Annotated in this window: 19 protein-coding genes; 9 read left to right on the forward strand and 10 right to left on the reverse strand. The window is 57.8% G+C overall.

Features of this window, described 5'->3' with window-relative positions:
- Positions 1–88: 88 nt before the first annotated feature.
- Positions 89–886 carry a VacJ family lipoprotein gene (locus J7380_RS10690; protein ID WP_247742509.1) on the forward strand — a complete coding sequence of 266 codons (798 nt, stop codon included), beginning with the start codon at positions 89–91 and terminating at the stop codon, positions 884–886.
- Positions 876–1,484 carry an ABC transporter substrate-binding protein gene (locus J7380_RS10695; RefSeq protein WP_209195734.1) on the forward strand — a complete coding sequence of 203 codons (609 nt, stop codon included), beginning with the start codon at positions 876–878 and terminating at the stop codon, positions 1,482–1,484. Before J7380_RS10690 ends, J7380_RS10695 begins: the two co-directional genes overlap by 11 nt.
- 71 nt (positions 1,485–1,555) lie before the next feature.
- On the opposite strand, the gene ugpC is transcribed toward J7380_RS10695, so the two are convergent.
- Genes ugpC through J7380_RS10715 form a run of 4 tightly spaced genes read right to left on the reverse strand, consistent with a single transcriptional unit; the run spans position 1,556 to position 5,729 of the window.
- Entirely contained in the window at positions 1,556–2,650 is a 1,095-nt protein-coding gene (ugpC, locus tag J7380_RS10700; RefSeq protein WP_209195735.1) for a sn-glycerol-3-phosphate ABC transporter ATP-binding protein UgpC, read from the reverse strand.
- 5 nt (positions 2,651–2,655) lie between these two features.
- Positions 2,656–3,561 carry a carbohydrate ABC transporter permease gene (locus J7380_RS10705; RefSeq protein WP_209195736.1) on the reverse strand — a complete coding sequence of 302 codons (906 nt, stop codon included), beginning with the start codon at positions 3,559–3,561 and terminating at the stop codon, positions 2,656–2,658.
- Complete coding sequence (locus tag J7380_RS10710) at positions 3,554–4,426, reverse strand: sugar ABC transporter permease (protein ID WP_209195737.1); 873 nt, start codon at positions 4,424–4,426, stop codon at positions 3,554–3,556. The genes J7380_RS10705 and J7380_RS10710 overlap by 8 nt, the downstream gene beginning before the upstream one ends.
- A 58-nt stretch (positions 4,427–4,484) precedes the next feature.
- Positions 4,485–5,729 (reverse strand): ABC transporter substrate-binding protein, encoded by a 1,245-nt coding sequence (locus J7380_RS10715; RefSeq protein WP_209195738.1) that lies wholly within the window; start codon positions 5,727–5,729, stop codon positions 4,485–4,487.
- A gap of 219 nt (positions 5,730–5,948) precedes the next feature.
- Between J7380_RS10715 and J7380_RS10720 the strand changes: the two genes are divergently transcribed.
- Together J7380_RS10720 and J7380_RS10725 are read left to right on the forward strand one after the other, a co-directional pair.
- Positions 5,949–6,683, forward strand: coding sequence for a response regulator transcription factor (locus J7380_RS10720; RefSeq protein ID WP_209195739.1), 735 nt, complete (start codon positions 5,949–5,951; stop codon positions 6,681–6,683).
- On the forward strand, positions 6,680–8,122 hold the full coding sequence (locus tag J7380_RS10725) for an ATP-binding protein (RefSeq protein WP_209195740.1): 1,443 nt from the start codon (positions 6,680–6,682) through the stop codon (positions 8,120–8,122). The genes J7380_RS10720 and J7380_RS10725 overlap by 4 nt, the downstream gene beginning before the upstream one ends.
- 4 nt (positions 8,123–8,126) lie before the next feature.
- On the opposite strand, the gene fliP is transcribed toward J7380_RS10725, so the two are convergent.
- The 4 genes from fliP to fliF are packed head-to-tail and all read right to left on the reverse strand — an operon-like array spanning position 8,127 to position 11,323.
- Complete coding sequence (gene fliP, locus J7380_RS10730; RefSeq protein ID WP_209195741.1) at positions 8,127–8,858, reverse strand: flagellar type III secretion system pore protein FliP; 732 nt, start codon at positions 8,856–8,858, stop codon at positions 8,127–8,129.
- Entirely contained in the window at positions 8,858–9,145 is a 288-nt protein-coding gene (locus tag J7380_RS10735; protein WP_170355916.1) for a FliM/FliN family flagellar motor C-terminal domain-containing protein, read from the reverse strand. The genes fliP and J7380_RS10735 overlap by 1 nt, the downstream gene beginning before the upstream one ends.
- Positions 9,138–9,734, reverse strand: coding sequence for an ABC transporter ATP-binding protein (locus J7380_RS10740; RefSeq protein ID WP_209195742.1), 597 nt, complete (start codon positions 9,732–9,734; stop codon positions 9,138–9,140). The genes J7380_RS10735 and J7380_RS10740 overlap by 8 nt, the downstream gene beginning before the upstream one ends.
- Complete coding sequence (gene fliF / locus J7380_RS10745) at positions 9,734–11,323, reverse strand: flagellar basal-body MS-ring/collar protein FliF (protein WP_209195743.1); 1,590 nt, start codon at positions 11,321–11,323, stop codon at positions 9,734–9,736. Before fliF ends, J7380_RS10740 begins: the two co-directional genes overlap by 1 nt.
- Positions 11,324–11,442: 119 nt before the next feature.
- On the opposite strand from fliF, the gene J7380_RS10750 reads away from it, so the two are divergent.
- The 5 genes from J7380_RS10750 to J7380_RS10770 are packed head-to-tail and all read left to right on the forward strand — an operon-like array spanning position 11,443 to position 16,040.
- Positions 11,443–11,940, forward strand: a complete 498-nt coding sequence (locus J7380_RS10750) for a flagellar basal body-associated FliL family protein (RefSeq protein ID WP_209195744.1) — start codon at positions 11,443–11,445, stop codon at positions 11,938–11,940.
- A 9-nt stretch (positions 11,941–11,949) separates the two neighbouring features.
- Positions 11,950–12,417: a hypothetical protein gene (locus tag J7380_RS10755; RefSeq protein WP_209195745.1), complete on the forward strand. Its 468-nt coding sequence runs from the start codon at positions 11,950–11,952 to the stop codon at positions 12,415–12,417.
- Positions 12,414–12,986, forward strand: coding sequence for a hypothetical protein (locus tag J7380_RS10760; protein WP_209195746.1), 573 nt, complete (start codon positions 12,414–12,416; stop codon positions 12,984–12,986). The genes J7380_RS10755 and J7380_RS10760 overlap by 4 nt, the downstream gene beginning before the upstream one ends.
- Before the next feature lie 46 nt (positions 12,987–13,032).
- The gene (motA, locus tag J7380_RS10765; RefSeq protein ID WP_209195747.1) at positions 13,033–13,902 is read left to right on the forward strand and encodes a flagellar motor stator protein MotA; all 870 of its coding nucleotides are present in this window, start codon (positions 13,033–13,035) and stop codon (positions 13,900–13,902) included.
- Complete coding sequence (locus J7380_RS10770; RefSeq protein ID WP_209195748.1) at positions 13,899–16,040, forward strand: hypothetical protein; 2,142 nt, start codon at positions 13,899–13,901, stop codon at positions 16,038–16,040. Before motA ends, J7380_RS10770 begins: the two co-directional genes overlap by 4 nt.
- Positions 16,041–16,059: 19 nt before the next feature.
- On the opposite strand, the gene J7380_RS10775 is transcribed toward J7380_RS10770, so the two are convergent.
- Together J7380_RS10775 and J7380_RS10780 are read right to left on the reverse strand one after the other, a co-directional pair.
- Positions 16,060–17,421, reverse strand: coding sequence for an MmgE/PrpD family protein (locus tag J7380_RS10775; RefSeq protein WP_209195749.1), 1,362 nt, complete (start codon positions 17,419–17,421; stop codon positions 16,060–16,062).
- Positions 17,418–19,862 carry an FAD-dependent oxidoreductase gene (locus J7380_RS10780; protein WP_209195750.1) on the reverse strand — a complete coding sequence of 815 codons (2,445 nt, stop codon included), beginning with the start codon at positions 19,860–19,862 and terminating at the stop codon, positions 17,418–17,420. The genes J7380_RS10775 and J7380_RS10780 overlap by 4 nt, the downstream gene beginning before the upstream one ends.
- Between the last annotated feature and the right edge of the window lie 167 nt (positions 19,863–20,029).

Raw genomic sequence — 20,029 nt, forward strand, 5'->3', positions numbered from 1 at the left:
AACGGCCAAAGGCAGTATTGATTGAACGTTCAGGTGCATTCGTTCCTGACGTGTTGGAGTGGCAAAGACCGTGCTAAGCAAAATCCGCTTGAAGCCCCTTATCCTCCTGTCCCTTGTGGCAACTCTCGGCGCCTGCGCTACACGCCCACCGGAAGGCACCCCTCCGGGTGAGGTGTTTGACCCTTACGAAAGAAACAATCGGGGTATTCACAACTTCAATCTGGGCGTTGACCGGTTTCTGTTCCGCCCTGCCTCGAAAGGCTATGTGAAGATCTTTCCCGATCCGGTTGTGACCAGTTTCAGCAATTTCGCGGAAAACCTGACCATGCCGGGGCAGGCGCTGGACTATCTGTTGCAGGGTAATCTGAAACAGTCGGGCAATGCCCTGCTGCGCTTTGCAATCAATACGACCGTTGGCGGTGCAGGCTTGTCCAAACCGGCGGACGAGTTGAACCTGCCGCCGGTTGACACCGACTTTGGCGAGACATTGCATGTCTGGGGTGTCGGAGAAGGCGCTTATGTGGAGCTGCCGCTATACGGCCCATCGACCCAGCGTGACGCGATTGGTGTTGTGGTCAATCTTTTCTCGAACCCGATCAACTTTTCGCCTGTGCGCCCGATCGACAATATCGGCGTCTATGCCGAGGTCGTACGGCGCGCCGGGGATCGGGGCCGGTTCTCGGATACGGTCGACTCGATCCTGTATGAAAGCGCCGACAGTTATGCGCAGTCACAGACCATCTACCTGCAAAACCGCCGGTTTGAACTGGCGCGAGACGATGAAGACGCCTATCTGGGCCTATATGACGACCCCTATGCAGACATCGGAACCGACCCTGTCAGGGACCCCTACCTAGACCCCTACGAGGACCCCTATGCTGAATAACCACATAAATCGACGCGGATTTGTCGCCACTGGCCTGGCCGGTGTTTTGATGGCCGCCCTACCCGCCTACGCCCAGACCGAAGCCAGCGCCAAGGCGCTGGTGGTAAGTGTGGTGGACGATATCAACCGCGTGATCGCCTCGGGCAAGTCCGAAAAGTCGATGATCCGCGATTTCGAGAAGATTTTTGCGCAATATGCCGACGTACCAATTATGGCACGTTACGTGTTGGGTGCTGATGGCCGATCTGCCAGCCCGGCGCAGCTGCGACAATTCACCGACGCCTTTCAGGGCTATATCTCGAACAAATATGGCCGCCGCTTCCGTGAATTCATCGGCGGTCAGGTCACCGTGCGCAACGCCCGCAAGATCAAAGCGGGGTATGAGGTGCGCACCTCGGTTAAACTTCAGGGCTCGTCCCCGTTCGAGGTGACGTTCCTGGTGTCGGACAAATCGGGCCGTGACCGGTTTTTCAACATGTTCATCGAAGGGGTGAACATGCTGCTGACCGAGCGCACCGAAGTTGGCGCGCTGCTGGACGCGCGCGGAGGCGATCTGAACCGTCTGATCAAGGACATGAAGCAGAACAAGCTGAGCTGATCGGGTTCACATGACAAAAGCGCCGCGCGACCCTCATCGCGCGGCGCTTTTTTGTTGGGGCTTGAACGCCCTTAGTTCAAGCGCTCGCCGGTTTCTTTGGCGAAATACGACACTTTGCTCATGTCGAAGGCGAGGTTCAGAGGTTTCCCCGCCTGCGCGCTGGTTTCCGCGTGCAGACGCGCCGTGACCTGCTTGCCGCCCAGCTCCGACACCACATAGGTGTCGGCCCCTGCAGGCTCGACCATATCGACAAGACATTCAGCCTCTTGCACACCGTCACCTGCGCGGAACCCGGCCTCAGCGATGTCCTCGGGACGCAGACCCAGGATCACGTCCTGCGGAAGGGCCAGATCACGCGATTCTGTCAACAGCAGGTCGCCACCCTCACGCGCGATGGCGATCTGGGTGCCCGAGCCATTCTTGCGCGCCTGTGCCGGGATCAGGTTCATCGCAGGTGAGCCCATGAAATCCGCCACAAAAAGGTTGGCCGGGTTGTTGTAGATCTCGGCCGGGGTGCCGATCTGCTGCACCACCCCACCTTTCAACACGACGATCTTGGTCGCCAGTGTCATCGCCTCGATCTGGTCATGGGTCACGTAAACGATCGAGGCATCCAGCGTTTGGTGCAGCTTCTTGATCTCGGTCCGCATCTCGACCCGCAACTTGGCGTCTAGGTTGGATAGCGGCTCATCAAACAGGAACAGCTTGGGATCGCGCACCAGCGCCCGACCCATGGCCACACGCTGACGCTGTCCACCTGACAGCTGGCTGGGGCGGCGGTTTAGCAGCGGCTCAATCTGCAACAGCGAAGCCACCTCTTTCAGCTTGGCATCCTGCGTCGCCTGATCAACGCCGCGCACTTTCATGCCGAAAGTGATGTTCTTGGCCACTGTCATGGTCGGGTACAGAGCGTAGGATTGGAACACCATCGCGATGTCGCGGTCCTTGGGGCTGACATGGGTCATGTCATTGCCCCCAATGGACAGGGTGCCGCCAGTGATCTCCTCCAGCCCCGCAATGCAGTTCAGCAGGGTGGACTTGCCGCAGCCCGAGGGGCCGACCAGCACCAGGAAATCGCCCGGTTCGATCGAGATGTTGATGTCCTTCAGAATCTCGGTCGCGCCGTAATTCTTGTAGAGTTTGTTGATATCAAGGATGGGTGCCATGGGTCTTATCCCTTCACAGAACCGGCGGTCAGGCCGCGGATGAAATACTTACCGGCAACGACATAGACGAGCAGCGTCGGCAGCCCCGCGATGATCGCGGCGGCCATGTCGACATTGTATTCTTTGACGCCGGTGGTGGAGTTTACGATGTTATTCAGTGCCACGGTCACGGGTTGCGTGCCCGCCTGGCTGAACGACACGCCGAACAGGAAGTCGTTCCAGATCTGCGTGAACTGCCAGATCACGGTCACAACGATGATGGGCAGCGACAGCGGCAGGAAGATCGACCAGAAAATCCGCAGGAACCCAGCCCCATCGACGCGCGCGGCCTTGGTCAGCTCGGACGGGATGGTGACATAGTAGTTACGGAAAAACAGCGTGGTGAAACCCAGCCCGTAGATCACATGGACAAAGATCAGGCCCGGAATGGTGCCGGCGATCCCCATCATGCCCAGCAGGCGCGCCATGGGCAGCAGAACCACCTGAAACGGGATGAAGCAGCCAAACAGCATCAGCGAGAAGATGATATTCGCGCCTTTGAACCGCCATTGCGCCACGACATAGCCGTTCAACGCGCCCAGCAGGGTCGAGATGGCCACTGCAGGCACCGCGATTAGAACCGAGTTCCAGAAATAAGGCCGCAGACCTTCACACTGGATACCGGTACAGGCACCCGACCATGCGGTTTTCCAGGCATCAAAGCTGACTTCTCTCGGAAGCGAGATCAGGGAGCCAGTACGGATTTCCTCAAGGCTTTTCAGCGATGTGGTCAACATCACAAACAACGGCATCAGGTAATACAGCGCAAACAGGCCCAGCAGGACATAGAGCAACCAACGCAGGGCAATCTTGCCAAGGGCACTTTGGCTACGGGGTTCGGTTTGGGATTGGGGCATCGACAGATCAGTCATTTTTCGCCCTCAGCTCTGAGTAAAGATAGGGAACGACGATGGCAAAGACGACCAGCATCATGATCATCGCGGACGAGGCCGCCTGACCAATATCGCCGCGCGAAAACGCCATGGCGTACATGTAGGTGGCCGGCAGATCGGTTGCGTATCCGGGACCGCCACCCGTGAGGGCGATGACAAGGTCAAAGCTCTTGATCGCGAGGTGAGCCAGCACGATGAAAGCCGACAGGAAGATCGGGGCCATCGACGGGATGATAATCGCCGTATAGATGCGCCATGTTGGGATACCATCGACTTGGGCTGCCTTGATGATCTCACCATCGACCGAGCGCAGGCCAGCGAGAAACAGCGCCATCACGAAGCCCGAGCTCTGCCAGATCGCGGCCATCACGATGGTGTAAATCGCGTAGTCCGGGTTCACCAGCCAGTCGAACTCGAAATTCGTGAAACCCCAGCCCTGCACCATGGATTCGATCCCCAGACCGGGGTTCAAGATCCACTTCCACGCGGTGCCGGTCACGATCATAGACAGCGCCATAGGATACAGGTAGATCGTGCGGATTGCGCCCTCGACCCGGATTTTCTGATCCAGCAGAATGGCCAGCAGCAGACCCAACACCATCGCAATCACGATGAACAGGGTGCCAAACAGGTACAGGTTGTTGATTGCCGTATCCCAACGGGGAGATTCAAACAGGCGTTCATACTGGATGAAGCCTTTGATTTCGTATTTCGGCAACAGTTTCGATCGGGTCAGCGACACCCAAGCCGTCCATCCGATAAAGCCGTAGACAAAGATCAATACGGCAATGAACGACGGTGCCAGCACCACCTTGGGCAGGTGGTTTTCCAGCCATTCGGACATGATTTCCTCCGGGGAAAGATACTCTGCCCCGTCAGTATAGGGGGCAGAGCGATTTGGATCAGTAGCTGTTGGCCACTGCCGCCGCCAATTGCTGAACCGCGTCAGCCGACGACATATCCGAGTTGAAATGCGCGGTCACAACATCCGTGATCGCACCAGACTGCGACCCGCGCAGCGCCATGCCGTGGGCATAAGACGGCAGCAGTGAACCGGCGTCCGAGGTCGAACCCATATCTTCGGCCGACAAGTTGGCGCAGATGTCAAAGTCATCCAATGCTACGTCGGTGCGTGCAGGGATCGAGCCTTTGTTCAGGTTGAACACTTTCTGGAAATTCGGCGCGACGATCAGCTTGGCCAACAGGTCCTGACCGGCTTTCTTGTCATCTCCGTCCACGTCGAACATGGCAAAGCTGTCGACATTGTACAGATAGCCATCACCGGGGGTCGAGGCACACAGGAAGTCCTCACCGGGCTTCTTGCCTGCCGCCAGGAACTCACCCTTGGCCCAGTCGCCCATGATCTGGAACGCCGCTTCGCCGTTCATGACCATCGCGGTGGCAAGGTTCCAGTCACGGCCTGAGAAGTTCTCGTCCACATAGCCACGCAGGGTGCGCATCTGGTCAAACACCTGCACCATCGTGTCCGAGGTCAGCGCCTCAGGGTCCAGATCGACCAGCGCTTTCTGGAAGAACTCAGGCCCACCAATGCCCAGAACCACGGTTTCAAACACGGTCGCGTCCTGCCATGCCTGACCGCCATGGGCCAGCGGGATCACACCTGCGGCTTGCAACTTGTCCGCGGCGGCGTTGAATTCGTCCCACGTGGTCGGCATCTCGATGCCATTTGCGGCCAGAACGTCTGCGTTGGCCCAGATCCAGTCAACGCGGTGCACGTTCACCGGCGCGGCGCACCACGTGCCCTCGCATTTCATATGACCCGCGATCGAAGCGGGCAGAACATCGGCCCAGCCTTCGGCCTCGGCCACGGATGAGATATCGGCCAGAACGCCTTCTTCATACCATTCCTGAATGGCCGGGCCTTTCAACTGAACGGCCGTCGGCGCGTTGCCCGACAGAACCCGGGCGCGCAGCGCGGTCATCGCGGCATCACCGCCACCGCCAGCCACGGGCATATCGGTCCAGCTGCCACCATTGGCCGCGAATTCCTCTTGCAGGACGGCAACCGACTTGGCCTCGCCCCCCGAGGTCCACCAATGCAGAACTTCTGCCTGGGGGCCCGCCAACACCGACGATCCGGCCACAACAGCCAGCGTCGATACGGTGGCAAATGCAAAACGCTTCATTTCTTGTCTCCTCCCTGAGAACCTAAGAGGCTGCCGCAGCAGCGATGTCGGCCATACTGGGGCGCACGGGCTGTCTGGCAACTTGGAATCCGCGCCAAACCCGTGCATCAGCCCAATTTTTCACCGCTTCTGTTACCGCGTGTTACGTTGACATTGAATCTGTTTCCGTTCGTTACAATTGACGATATCGGAGGAACAGTGACTGGGAGGACAAACTGCGTGAGTATCCCGCGACTTTTGGTGGTGGATGACGACCCCGAGATGCGGGCGATGATGACCCAGTTCCTGCAGCAGAACGGGTTCATCGCCCTGCCCGCCAGTTCTGAAAATGAAATCCGCAGCCACCTGAACACCGGCCGCATCGACCTGATCCTGCTGGACGTGATGCTGGGCGATGAAAACGGCGTCGAGATCTGCGCCCGCCTGCGCGCCGAACAGGATGTGCCGATCATTCTGGTCTCGGCCCTCTCAGCCGACCATCAGCGCATGGCGGGGTATGAGGTCGGAGCCGATGACTATATCGCCAAACCCTTCAACCCTCAGCTTCTGCTGGCCCGCGTGCGGGCGGTGATGCAACGGGCGCGGCGGTCATCGTCACTGGCCTACCGCCGCCGCATCCACAGCTTCCGCTTTGACGGCTGGCTCTATGATGGCAAACGCGATGAGGTGCATTCGCCCGAGGGCTATTTGGTGGCGCTGTCACAACGTGAGACGGCGTTGCTCAAGGTTTTGCTGGCCAATCCGCATATCCCCCTGACACGGGATGAGATCGTCGCCGCGCTGGATGTCACCGGCGGCACTGACAAACCCGAGGCACAGGGCCGCGCCATCGACATGCTGGTCGGGCGGTTGCGGTCAAAGATCGAAGTCAACCCGAAGGACCCGCAGATGCTGCGCACCGAACGCGGCGTCGGCTATGTTTTTGCCGCTGACGTGGCGGTGCAAGAGGAATGACACTGCGCCTGCGCAATTTAGGCTGGCTTTGGGTGATCTCTGCCTTCGCAACCGGGCTGGTCTCGGCCGGCCTCTGGTTTGCTTCGGCCCGCGCCTGGAATCAGTTCCTGACGCAATCCTTCGTCGCAGGGTTTAGCGTTTACGAAGACCTGCGCACCGGAATGGCCCCGGCTGCCCCGCTGTCCATTTCGCCCTTGTCACCGGCAGATGCTGCCCTGGCCGATATGGGAGAGTTCCAACAATTGCCTGGGTCTTCGGGCCGTCGGTTCCTGACCAATCTGTCGATCCTGACGGACAGTTCAGCACCGCTCAACGGGCGTGAATTGACGCTGGCGATCCTGTCCGATCGTCTGGTCTATCCGGTGTCGGACATCGTCTCGCGCAGTGATCAGACCGGGCCTGAAAAGATGGGCAACCTGACCCGGTTGCTGGCTACCTATTGCAGCGAACCGATCCTGATTGCGCAATTCGGGCGCGGGTCGTGGTACCGTGTGGATGGCACCGACATCTGGGGCTGTGATGCCGCGCCGACCGATCTGCGCCTGCCTGCGATATTGCTGGCAATCGTAGCGCTGGCGGTGATCCTGACCTCGGTCGGCAACGTGTCCGATACGTTCACCCGGTTTGCCCATGCCCTGCGCGACCGTCGGAGGCGCGGAGGCCCCGACAGTTACGACGCGGATGGCCCGACCGAGCTGCGGGACATCGTGTCTGCCGTAAACGCCCATCTCGATGCCGAGCGCGCTCAGTTGGAACAACGTGCCACTGTCCTTTCGGGCGTCAGCCATGATCTGGGAACCCCCGCAACCCGAGTCCGATTGCGCGCTGCGCTCATCGCGGATGATGAACTGCGTGAAAAGCTCGAAGCGGATGTGGATCAGATGACAGGCATGATCGAAAGTGTCCTGACATACACGCGCTCCGAACTGAGTGTCGAAGAGCCTCGTCAGATTTCACTGACATCCCTGGTCGAGTCGGTTGTCGACGACTACCAGGATATGGATCGCCCCGTGACCTTGCAGAACATTGATCCTGTTGCGGTTGAAGGTGCGCCATCCGTTTTCATGTCCCGGCGCGGGCACGGCACCTTGCAGGAAGCGCGGCGCATGCTGGTCACCGCCAGACCGATTTCGCTGAAACGCGCCTTGACCAACCTGATCGACAACGCGCTGAAATACGGCCGCCATGCCGAGGTCCAGCTTGAAACCGACGCGCATTCTGCCACGATCACGGTCGAGGACAAGGGTACCGATCTGTCGGTTCAGGATATCGAAGCTCTGATGGCCCCTTTCCAGCGTGGAACCAATACAGGGTCGTCAGACGGGTTCGGCCTGGGTCTGACCATTGCCGCGACGGTCGCGGAACAGCATGGCGGCGCGCTGCGGTTCGAGGCCGGAGATCAGGGGTTGCGCGCCCGATTGACGATTACACGGCACTGATCTGTCAGGCCATGTAACTTCGGACCAAGGCGCTTGCGATCAACGACCATCCGTCCGCAATTACAAAAAACGCCAGCTTGAACGGAAGTGAGACCGTGGCCGGCGGTACCATCATCATACCCATCGACATCAGCACCGCCGCAACGACAAGGTCGATGATCAGGAACGGCAGAAAGATGAGAAAGCCGATCTGAAAAGCGCGCGCGATCTCGGACAGCATGAAAGATGGCATCAGGATCGACAACGGCGCATCCGGTGACACATCGACTGTAATGCCTTCTGGTCGTAGCGCAGCCATTGCGTGAAATGTATCGGGGTCCAGCCGTGCCGCCATGAAGGCGCGAAATGGCTGCAACGCCCGTTCCAAAGCGGGCTCAACCTCCATCGTTTCATTGACCATGGGGCGGATGCCAGTGGTCCAGGCTTCGGTAAAGACGGGCTCCATTATGAAATAGGTCAGAAACAAAGCCAGGCTGACGATCAGCATGTTGGGGGGCGATTGTTGCAACCCGATCCCTTGCCGCAGAATTGCCAGTACCGTGATCAGAAACGGGAAGCAGGTGATCATGATCGCCAATCCGGGTGCCAGGCTGAGAACGGTGATCAACAGGATCAACTGGACCGTCCGAGCCGAGATCGAGCCCCCATCGCCCAGCGACAAAGATAGCTCCTGCGCCATGGCAAAGGACGGAGTCATCCCTATCAGCGCAACGATAAGCCACGGCAATACGCGCATCAGCCGATCCCGTTCTGCAGGTCAGCAATCTCGGTCAGGCGTACGGCAAGTTGGCCCGGCTGATCCCCTTCCAACTCTTCCAGAAGACCCCGTGCAACAAGCTGGTCGCCGACATAGAGGTCGACCGGGTCCTCGATACGTTTATCCAGCGTCAGCACCGCATTCTCACCCATGTTCAACAGGTCGCGGATCAAAGGTCGGGCGCGCCCCACCGATACGGTGACTTCGATCGGAACAGACTCGAACGGATTGGCTTTCTCTGGTTTTGGGGTTTGGGGATCACTCATTGCTCATTGCCTCTTTTGCCTCAAATACATACGCGTCGAACGCCCCGGCGACCGATGCCAGCAGCCCATCAGTATCAACTTCACGCTGGGCCACGCCGACCTGCAGCCTTGCCTGTCCGGCTTCGAGCGAGGGATCTTCGATCACATTCGCCGCCGTTGACAGGCTGGGTGGGATCATCTTCTGAACCTCAACCGCGCGCCCCTTGGGAACAAACACTTGCATCGGTTGTCTGATCTGTTCCTGTGCCATCTCGCTGAGCTGTTCGACCAACCGTGCGGCGAACCCGCGATCCAGTGTGTCGGGCAGAACCGCGTTCACAAGGCTGTTGAACATGGGCTCCAGCGACAAAGTCATACGCGTCACGGCTTCATGATAGGTGAAGGACATGTCCTCCAACGACTTGGCCAGCTCGGCTGAGACTTGCTTGCGGCTTTGCTCTTGCGCTTGCAGAGCGTCTTCCCAACCTGCGCTGTAGCCTTGTTCGAACGAGGCCAACCGCTGTTCTTCAAGGGCGTCTTCATCCAACAGGTGGAGCTGTCCTCCACCGGCTTGCAGAGTGAAATCTTCAAGAAGATGGGCTATCGACATCAAGCACGCTCCTCACCTTCTTCAAGCCAGCTGCGCAGGATTTCCACGGTCTCTTCCTGCTTGTCGCCGATCATCGTTCGCAACCGGTCCACAGGATCGGCGCCGGGCGCGTTGGCGAGGGTCGGAACATCACCTGCCGGAGCCTGTCCAGGCAGCGACTGGTATTGGCCAGCTTCATCGGTCGCGATCTCTCCGGTCAGATATGCTTCGGGTTCTGTCGCGGAACCTGCCGGCAACAAGGCAGGCGCGGCGGCCGGTTTCATCAGAATGGGTCGAATGACAAACAGGGCAAGGATCAGCGAAACCGCTGCCAGAATGGCCATCTGGATCAACGACATCGCATCAAGATGGATACTCCCCCAAATCGAGGACGAAGCCACAGTTCCCTGCGGTTCAACCACTGGCAAATTCATGGACTTCAGTGTAATGACATCACCACGCTCGGCATCGAAGCCAACAGCCGAAGCGACAAGCTCTTTCAGTGCTTCCATCTCGACTTCCGGCATGGGCACAAAGCTCTCGACGCCATTTGCGTCTGACGATGTCGTACCGTTTACCAGAACAGCGACCGTCAGACGTTTGATGGCTCCTGGCGCGTTGTGGACCTCCAGCTCGGTTTCCGAAACCTCGTAGTTCACCCGCTCGCGTGTTTGGGTTGCATTCGAATTCGATTCATCGCCACCGGCCCCGTCCCCATCCGGCAAGTTCGATGCAACGGTCACATCTGCAGATTGGTTACGGGCACTATCCGATCGTTCTTCGACATCGGTACTGATTGCGACACGGCCATTAGGGTCAAATCGACGCTCACGGATCGATTCGGTTTTGGTGACGGTGTCCACGCTGACTTCGACCACGGCGTTTCCGATCCCGACGCGGGCTTCAACCAGGCGCAGAACACGCTCGCGCAGCTGTTGGGCTTTGTCGTCGGCCGTATCGCCCGCCACAGGATTGTCTTGCGCACCAATGACCGCACCATTCGAGTCGACCACCGCGACGTTTTCCGGCGCCAAGCCACTGACAGCGGACGACACAAGAAAGCGGATTGCCTTGGCCTGATCCGAAGTAATGTCGGCGCCTGAGGATACCAGATAGACCGATGCCGTCGGAGCGACGCTGCGTTGGAACGGATTCGAGGATCCGTTCGCGATATGAACCCGTGCCTGACTGATGTGCGGGCCACCGACAATGGTACGTGCCAATTCCCCCTCTTTCGCGCGCCAGTACGCAGCGTCGAACATCTGGGACGTCGTGCCAAAGCCGCTCAGCGAATCCAGCAGCTCGTATCCCCTGTTTCCGTTCGCAGGCAGCCCTTCACTGGCCAGGGTCATACGCAGCTCGTCACGCTGCGAACCCGGTACATAGATCGAGCCGCCGCGAATCTCATACGGCACGCCACGCTGGTCCAGCGACCGTACGATGTCGCCAGCTGCGCCACTTTCCAGCCCGGCATAAAGCAAGGTCATCGACGGCGCGCCTACCAGTCGCGACATCGTTAGAACCCCAAGAAACACCAGCACGACTGCACCGGCAACGATGATTTGTTTACGCCTGTCCAAACTTGCCCAGACAGTTCCGATCTGCTGCACGCTCACCTCCGACTCGCCGGCATTCTGCCCGGCACATCCCTTGTTTGAACGATTGCCCTTAACAATCGGTTAGTCCCTGCCGGGTTATGACAGTTGCGGAATGGATGAATGAGGACGTCATGACCGACGCGACTGCAGGACAGGCAGAAGAGCCTGAAAAATCAGGGAAAAGTGGTTTTATTATCGGTGCGATTCTAGCCGTGGCCGGGGCAGCTGGCGGATACTACCTGACCACGTCGGGAATGTTGCCCTTTGGCCCGAAACCAACCGCTGACGCACCCATGAAAGAAGGTATGGAAAAACCTCTCAAGGCCCTGCCCGACGTGGTTTTTGTCGATCTGTCACCGGTCATCGTTTCGATCAAGTCGGGCGATTCGCGGCACCTGAAGTTTCATGCGCAGCTTGAGGTGAACCCAGAACACCTGAGCGACGTTGAAAAAATGAAGCCGCGAATCATGGACGTCCTGAATGGATATTTGCGTGCCGTTCAAGTTGGGGATCTGGAAGATTCCCTGGCGCTGATGCGCATACGCGGCCATCTGCTGCGTCGAATCGCGATCGTCGTCGGAGAAGACCGCGTGCGCGATGTTCTCGTGATGGAATTCGTACTGAACTAGGAGGCGAAATTGGAATTGATCGCAGATATTTTTCTGGTTGCCGGCGCTCTTGGTGCAGGCCTGTATTGTTTTGTTCTATCGCGCCGCCTCAGGCGTTTCACGGATCTTGAAAAAGGTGTTGGCGGGGCGGTGGCCGTTTTGTCTTCGCAGGCAGACGAACTCAAGAAATCACTGGATTCGGCCCGTGCGACGTCAGATCAGGCCGGTGATGAACTCAAATCGCTAACTCTCAGGGCGGAATCTGTGGCCCAGCAGCTAGAGTTGATGATGGCGTCGATGCACGACGTCATTCCAGAAAAAGACGAGGTTGAAGAAACAGTTTCAGCAGGGGCGACCGAAACCGCTTTTTTACCGAAGGACGAGGTTCCAACAGAACCCGAATCCACGACCGAGCTGACAGAAAAGCCCGAGCCCAAACGCGCGATGGGTCTCATGTTTATGCGACATACGCGCAAAATCGGTGAGGGAACGGCATGACTCGCAAGGCTTCAAATCGGCCCAAAGGCGGCGTTCTTACAGTGATCTCGTTGTTGATGGTCGGGTCTGCAGCAATCCGCGTGGGACTTGAAGCCGGACCTGCCTTGGCCAAGGCCGCTGAGCCGTCGGTCACTGCCGCGAAGCCGGTGATGGACGACCATCCCAAAACCCGAGAATTGCTGACTGCTTTGTTGCGCCGCGAACAAGCATTAAAAGAGCGTGAGGCGGCGATTTTGGAAAAGGAAAGAGCCCTCGCTATCGCTGATCAGGCGATCGAGACACGCCTTGTTGCGTTACAGGACGCCGAAACGAGCCTTCGGGAAACGTTGTCCTATGCCCAAAAAGCAGCAGAGACCGATCTGACGCGGCTGACCGATGTGTACCAAAGCATGAAACCGAAAGACGCAGCAGCCTTGTTTGAGACAATGGATCCGGGTTTCGCAGCAGGTTTTTTGTCACGCATGCCGCCGGACGCGGCTGCCGGCGTCCTTGCCGGGCTCAGCCCCGAGGTGGCCTATACAATCAGCGTCATCATGGCGGGGCGAAATGCTGCCGCCCCTCAGGAATAAACTCTATGTCCTTTAATCCCGCATTTGACTTCGTCGGAGAGCCCACATGATCGGAATAATCGGAATCGTCGTCATTTTCGCCATGGTGTTCGGCGGCTATTTGGCTGCGGGCGGCAAAATGACGATCATCCTTAAGTCATTGCCATTCGAGATGATGATGATCGGAGGCGCGGCCGTGGGCGCCTTTTTGATCAGCAACGACATGAGCGCCGTGAAACACACCATCAAGGATATGGGCAAGGTTTTCAAAGGTCCCAAGTGGAAACCCGAAGACTATCGCGATCTGCTTTGTCTTCTGTTTTCGATGATCCGTATTGCCAAGGCGAACCCGGTCGAGGTCGAACAGCACATTGAAGATCCAGAGAATTCGTCTCTTTTTTCCGCCTATCCCAAGATCCAGTCGGATAAGGAAGCCGTTGATCTGATTTGCGACACAATGCGATCCGCGTCGATGAATTACGACGATCCGCATCAGGTCGAGGAAGTTCTGGAAAAGCGGATGGAGGCGAATTTCCATCACGCCATGCATTCCAGCCATGCTTTGCAAACGGTGGCCGATGGCCTGCCCGCGTTGGGTATCGTTGCTGCCGTTCTGGGTGTTATCAAGACAATGGGTTCGATTGACCAACCACCCGAGGTATTGGGTAAGTTGATCGGTGGTGCTCTGGTCGGTACGTTTCTAGGGGTTTTTCTGGCTTATGGTTTGGTCGGACCTTTCGCTGGCAAGCTGAAGGCCGTGGTTGAAGAGGACAACCATTTCTACCAATTGATCAAAGAAGTTCTGGTCGCCAATTTACACAACCATAATGCTGCGATGTGTATCGAGGTTGGCCGACAGAATACACCGACGCATAACCGCCCCGGCTTCTCGGAACTTGAAGAGGCGCTGAAAGAGCTTAAGCAGGCAGCCGCATGAAAAAGTCCTGGGGCATAGCGGCCATCTTGCTTGGGGCGGCTCAAGCCGTTTCCGCCGAGGAATTGACCGTCCGGACGGGTGAACATGACGGTTATACCCGATTGGTTGTACAGATCCCGCCAGATACCGGCTGGATTCTGGCTCAAACGAAAAATGGTGCCCGCCTCAACGTGGCACTCGATGACGTGACCTTCGAAACTGGGTCTGTGTTCCGTCGTTTAACGCAAAACCGCCTGTCGGCATTATCACAAAAGAAACCGGGGGATGCGCTAGAGTTGCAATTTGGTTGCGACTGTGTGGCGTCCTCGTTTCTTTACAAAGACACGATGATCGTGGTGGACATTGCGCCCGCTGCCTCCCTTCCACCGCTCAGCGAAGATATCCCACCGCCTTTGCTCCCCAAAGCGGCTGTGCAGGAAAACCCGCTTGAGACAGTCCAGAAAACCGAGGTGGTGGCGCTTCCCTTGCTTAATTTGAACGCGCGGCAATTTGAAAATCAGCTATCCACAAAACTGCTGCAAGGTGCAGATCGTTCTATCGTCGATCTGAACCTTACTCCTGCTGGCCCAAGATCAACCGGATTCCAAAACGCGCCTCTTCTGCCTTCAGATCTGGAGGCGAATATCAACGTCACCTCAATTCTTGACGAATTGAACGATCTGCTTGGCCCAGATCTCATTGAACTTGAACGTCAGCCGTCCTGCATTACCAATGCCGAGATTGGGTTTGACACCTGGTCTGACCTGCGACCGTTCTCGAAACAAGTGGCAAGCGCCCGCGCCGCTCTGTTTCATGAATTTGACCGCGTCGATCGCGCACGCGCGTTAGGGCTTGCAAGGCTCTATGCCTATCACGGGTTTGGCGTTGAGGCGCTCGCCGTGTTGGACCTTGCGACGCCTGACGAAAGCGAACGGCAAATGATTGCAACAATCGCCCAGATTCTTGACGAACGCTCGGTGGATAAGCCGAACCCGTTTCAGGGGCAACAGCGATGCGACAGTGACGCAGCCTTTTGGTCTGTATTGTCGGAAGACGTACTAGCAAAAGATGCGCAACTGCCGTCAATCGAACATGCATTTGCTCGTCTACCTGATCATTTGCGCAAGCAAATTGGCCCCAGACTGTCGGAAATTATGGTGGAAGGCGGCCAATTGGAAGCCGCAAGACGGGTGCTTCGATCCGTTGATCGGGTTGAGAACGCCAGCAGCGCCGATACGTCCATAGCTAAAGCAGCGATAGCTAAGGCGGAAGGCGACGGTCAAGAAACAGAGCTCCGTCTGAAAGAAGCAATCGAAGCGGAAGATGCGGGTTCCGAAGCGCCCCTTTCGTTGGCGCGCCTTATTGAAAAACGTTGGTCTGAACGCGGTGCGGTTTCGCCCAAGGAATTGGGTTTGGCTGCGGCCTTTGAGATAGAGTATCGCGAGTCCGAGATGCATCCAATGTTACAGCGTGCGCATGCGGTTGCACTAAGCCTAAGTAATGATTTCGATCAGGCGATGGACACCGCACTGCATGTACCCAAAGGGCAAGACCACGAGGGGGCCGTTAACCGCGTTGTGCAAATTCTGGTTGAGCGGTCCGATGACATAACATTTCTGCGCCATACAATCGGCCTATCCGGCAATGTCTCGAAGGTTTTGACCACGGAAACCGCTGTCTCTGTCGCAGAGCGGTTGGTAGAACTTGGGTTCGCCAGCCGGGCATTTGCGCTAGCGAACCGGCCTCAGGACACGTCTTTTAGGTCCAAAAGAGCAAGGCTCAGGGCGCATTCATCGATACTGCAGGGACGTCCACATCAAGCTTTGCTGGAGTTGGAGGGAGACATATCCCAAGACGCGTTGGCTCTTAAGACGCGGGCCTTGCAGGACATCGGGGATTTCGTACAAGCGGGACAACTTTTGGGCGATGCTAACGACCATGACGAAGCCAACAGGTTATTCTGGCTCGCTGGTCAATCCGACGCAATCACCAAAGAGCTTGAAGCCAAATATGGAACAGTCAACGACTTGACGCAGACTCTCACCAGTTCGCCTGAACGACGCCCCGGAAAACCCTTGGCAGATGCAGAGGGCCTTTTGCAGGACAGTGCGGACACACGGGAAAATATCTCAACGCTTCTTGAAACGTTGAAAGACTAACTCTTTGAGTCTCTAAAATTTACTGTGCTTTTCTATAAGCAGGTGCAAAAAGTTGCGAGCTTAGATCGGAAAACCGTGAAGACTCACCCGTCCAGCCCAAAATAGCGGCAACGATGGTTTCTGCGCGCTCGGCACCGATCGCAGGCATGGCAAAGTCTTTGAACTTTGCGATCACATCTGCGCGGCTGAACGGATCTTCGGGCCCGCCTCGCGCGTGAACGTCGCCCGACGCCAAGACACGGCCGTCAGTTGTAGTAATACGCACATCCGCCCAACGTCCTTCGGGAAACCGCAGGGAATGACGTTGATCCTCGGATACCTCAATACGGGTGATGAAGGCGGCGACTTTTGGATCGCACAGACCCGCGCCAGAAATGTGTTCGACCCCGATCCGCCCGTAAATAGCCTGAACAGCCACCGCAAAAGGCAGCGAGTATTGTGCCTGAGACGTCGTATCGGGCATTCCTGCGAATAAACGGGCGGCTTCATGAAAGCTGTTGATTTGCACCGTTTTGATCTGATCCGCCGGTAGTGCATTGTTCAGCATCAGCATTCGCACCGCGTCAATGGCAGCGTGGGCCCATCTGCAGATAGGGTAAGGCTTCACGTATTGATGCTCGACTTGCCAGAACTGGCCCAGGTCAGCCCAGTACTGCGCGGCCGGCTCGGCCTCGACTGTGATCGCTGGAGCGCCCGTAAAACCGCGTTCGGCCAGAACGGCGGCAGAGAGCCCGACCAATGCGCCCCAGCCCGAGCCATCATGCAACATGGTAGGGTTCGCAATTTCGCGCATCATTTGACTGCGCGGGCCGTGATATTCGGCAATACCCATGGCGTGTCGCATCTGTTCGCGAGAATGGCGGCGCAACCGGGATGCCATGGCCACGACGCCTAACGCATTCCAGGCGCCCGATGTGTGATAATCACTGACAGATGCGTGCAGTGACATACCGGCACGCCCGGCAACCTCGTACCCTGTGATGACGGCTGCCAGTGCTTCGGGGCCGGTCAGGTCCGGGCAATGCTCAGCCAGAGCGACCAGAGCCGGTAAAACCACCACGCCGATATGCCCTTTGGTAGGGTTGTAGCCGTCATGGCCGTCCAGATTGTCAATCTGCGTTGCAGCAGCATAGGCCGCGCCGGCCAGGCTTACGGTCCGCCCGTCAAACATCATCCGCGCGCTGAAACCAGGATCGGAACTGGCATAGAGCAGCGCTGCGGTATCCCGCGCGATCCCACCAGCCTCCATCTGGGCGGACGCGATCAGGATACCCATCGTATCCAGCATCATCAGCGCAGCCGCTTCCTTGGCGGACTCTGGCATATCCGCCGCTGGCCGGTCCAAGGTAAACTCAGCAACACGGGTGAAAGCATTGGTCATTCGGCGGGCTCTGCAGCGGGTTGATGGACGCCGCGCAATCGAAGCCCGGACGGATCGAACGGAGGCTCTGCCAAGACAGTTGCGCTGTGTCGAGTGCCCAGAATGAATACCTCGACCTTGTCGCCGGGTTGCGCAGCCTCGGGGTTCACATATCCAATGGCGAGCGACTTGCCGACGGAATACCCATAAGCACCCGATGTGACGCGCCCGACCGGGCGCCCGTCAGGCGTGAAAATGGGCTCTCCCCCCGACGCATCGGCTGTCTTGGCATCAATCTCAAAGATCGACAGTACTTCTCGGGGCGGAGTGTCCTTGATCGCGAGATAGGCGCTTTTGTTCAGGAAGTCCTTATCCAATTTGATCAATCCTGACAGGCCGACCTCGTGCGGCCAATATTCCTGTGAATACTCGCGACCCCACGACCCATACCCTTTTTCGATGCGCAAAGACCCCAGCGCGCGACCACCAACAGGGCCTCCGCCAAGATCGTTTGCAGCGTCTAAAAGCGCAGTATAGAGCCTAACTTGATCCTTTTCGGCACAGTGCAGCTCCCATCCCAGATCCCCGGTAAAGCTGACACGGATGGCTAAACACGGAACGCCCGCCACCTCGATTTGACGAGACCGCATGAAACGGAACCCCTCGTTAGACAGGTCTGCATTCGTCAGCCGTTGCAACAGATCGCGCGATCTGGGGCCGGCAACGTTGAAGCCAGCGATGCGGTTTGTGGCAACCTCGAAACTGGTGCCTTCTGGCAGATCAACCATGTTGAAGAACCGCTGGTGGTACCGCTCGGCCATGCCTGAACCGATCATCATGTATTCGTCATCTGCGACTTTGGTAATGGTAAAGTCGCCCGCCACGCCACCACGCACCGAGATCAGAGGCGTCAGGCAGGAGCGTCCAACCTCGGTCGGTACCCGGTTGGCAACAAGACGATCCAGCCAATCGTGCGCCCCCAACCCCTTGATCACGTAGTTGGCGAAGTTCGAGATGTCGATCACACCCACATTGTCCCGCAGCATCTGGACCTCGCGGCCAACCGGTTCCCACCAATTCTGGCGGGTGAAGCCGGCAGTCTCGATCACACCAGGCTGATCGGCGAACCAGAGGGGGTGCTCCCACCCGCAGTTCAGGCCAAAGACACAGCCCATGTTCTTTTGCATCTGATAGGCTGGGCGCACACGGGCGGGGCGGCCCGCGCTGCGTTCTTCGTTCGGGAAGTGAATAGCGAAGCGGTGCGTGTAAACGTCCTGCACCCGCGCTTTTGTGAAGGCCTTGTCGGCCCAGTCGCCAAACCGCGCCAGATCCCAGGCAAACATGTCGTATTGTGGCTCGCCCTCGATCATCCATTGCGCCGACAGCAGGCCAAGCCCGCCCGATTGCGAAAATCCGGGGATGATTCCGGTGCAACAGAAATAGTTCTGCAGCTCGGGCACCGGTCCCCAGATCGCGTTCGAATCCGGCGACCAGATCATCGGGCCATTGATCACCCGCTTTACACCGGCGGTCGCGGCTACTGGTACACGGTCAGTTGCGCGGATGACGTTCTCCATGATGCGATCCAAATCGTCGGGGAACAGATCATGGGCGAAATCCAGCGGCGTGCCGTTTTCGGCCCAAAACCGCATGTCTTTCTCATAGGCCCCGATCAGCAAACCGTTGCCTTCTTGCCGGAAGTAGTACTCGCCATCCCGGTCGGCGATGGACGGTAGGCGACGGCCTAACGCGGCGACTTCATCAATCGCTTCGGTGACGAAATACTGATGTTCGGTTGGTTGCAGGGGCAGTTCAATACCCGCCAATGCGGCCACCTCACGCCCCCACAGCCCGCCGGCATTCACCACCCATTGCGTATGTATATCACCCTTTGCGGTACGTACGATCCATGATCCGTCTGGTTGCTGTTCAGCGCCTAACACAGGGCAAAACCGCTCAATACTGGCACCCATCGCGCGTGCTCCGGCCGCATAGGCATGGGTCACGCCCGAGGGGTCAACATTGCCACCATCGGGTTCGAACATGATACAGCGGATATCATCGAATTGCGCCAGAGGGTGCAGTTCCATGGCCTTTTCGCGGCTGATCTCGTGGAAGTTAAGACCGTAGAAACGCGCCTTGGCTTCTTGCAGGCGCAGTTGGTGTTCGCGATCCTTGGTCTGCGCCAAATAGAGCGAGCCGGATTGAAACACGCCACAGCCCTGCCCGGTTTCAGCCTCCAGCTGCTTATACAGGTTCATCGTATAGTGCTGGATACGGGTGATGTTGTTGTTGTCGTGCAGCCCGTGGATATTGGCCGCCGCGTGCCACGTGGATCCACTGGTCAACTCATCGCGTTCCAGCAAGATCACGTCGGTCCAGCCCAGCTTGGCCAGGTGATACAGGATCGAGCAGCCGACCAGACCCCCTCCGATGACAACGGCCTGAGCATGGGTTTTCATTGGCGCACCTCCTACAGAGCTTGCACGAAAGTCAGCCACAGGTCAGAGGCTACTGATGCTCTGTTCCCGACGCAAAATGTCGGTAACGACAATCAAAGCGCCGGAAACAAACACCGCACCGGCGGATCATTGCTTGGTGACACCAAACACGCGATGTCGTGAGCGTT

The organism is Ruegeria sp. R8_1, from assembly GCF_017743815.1.
Lineage (GTDB): Bacteria > Pseudomonadota > Alphaproteobacteria > Rhodobacterales > Rhodobacteraceae > Ruegeria > Ruegeria lacuscaerulensis_A.

What these genes read in the sequence shown, in the direction of transcription:
- J7380_RS10715 (WP_209195738.1), bottom strand. Translation starts at nt 5,729, where the DNA reads ATGAAGCGTTTTGCATTTGCCACCGTATCGACGCTGGCTGTTGTGGCC.
- J7380_RS10735 (WP_170355916.1), bottom strand. Translation starts at nt 9,145, where the DNA reads ATGAGTGATCCCCAAACCCCAAAACCAGAGAAAGCCAATCCGTTCGAG.
- ugpC (WP_209195735.1), bottom strand. Translation starts at nt 2,650, where the DNA reads ATGGCACCCATCCTTGATATCAACAAACTCTACAAGAATTACGGCGCG.
- J7380_RS10695 (WP_209195734.1), top strand. Translation starts at nt 876, where the DNA reads ATGCTGAATAACCACATAAATCGACGCGGATTTGTCGCCACTGGCCTG.
- fliP (WP_209195741.1), bottom strand. Translation starts at nt 8,858, where the DNA reads ATGCGCGTATTGCCGTGGCTTATCGTTGCGCTGATAGGGATGACTCCG.
- motA (WP_209195747.1), top strand. Translation starts at nt 13,033, where the DNA reads ATGATCGGAATAATCGGAATCGTCGTCATTTTCGCCATGGTGTTCGGC.
- J7380_RS10710 (WP_209195737.1), bottom strand. Translation starts at nt 4,426, where the DNA reads ATGTCCGAATGGCTGGAAAACCACCTGCCCAAGGTGGTGCTGGCACCG.
- J7380_RS10750 (WP_209195744.1), top strand. Translation starts at nt 11,443, where the DNA reads ATGACCGACGCGACTGCAGGACAGGCAGAAGAGCCTGAAAAATCAGGG.
- J7380_RS10780 (WP_209195750.1), bottom strand. Translation starts at nt 19,862, where the DNA reads ATGAAAACCCATGCTCAGGCCGTTGTCATCGGAGGGGGTCTGGTCGGC.
- J7380_RS10770 (WP_209195748.1), top strand. Translation starts at nt 13,899, where the DNA reads ATGAAAAAGTCCTGGGGCATAGCGGCCATCTTGCTTGGGGCGGCTCAA.
- J7380_RS10775 (WP_209195749.1), bottom strand. Translation starts at nt 17,421, where the DNA reads ATGACCAATGCTTTCACCCGTGTTGCTGAGTTTACCTTGGACCGGCCA.
- J7380_RS10740 (WP_209195742.1), bottom strand. Translation starts at nt 9,734, where the DNA reads ATGTCGATAGCCCATCTTCTTGAAGATTTCACTCTGCAAGCCGGTGGA.
- J7380_RS10760 (WP_209195746.1), top strand. Translation starts at nt 12,414, where the DNA reads ATGACTCGCAAGGCTTCAAATCGGCCCAAAGGCGGCGTTCTTACAGTG.
- J7380_RS10725 (WP_209195740.1), top strand. Translation starts at nt 6,680, where the DNA reads ATGACACTGCGCCTGCGCAATTTAGGCTGGCTTTGGGTGATCTCTGCC.
- J7380_RS10705 (WP_209195736.1), bottom strand. Translation starts at nt 3,561, where the DNA reads ATGACTGATCTGTCGATGCCCCAATCCCAAACCGAACCCCGTAGCCAA.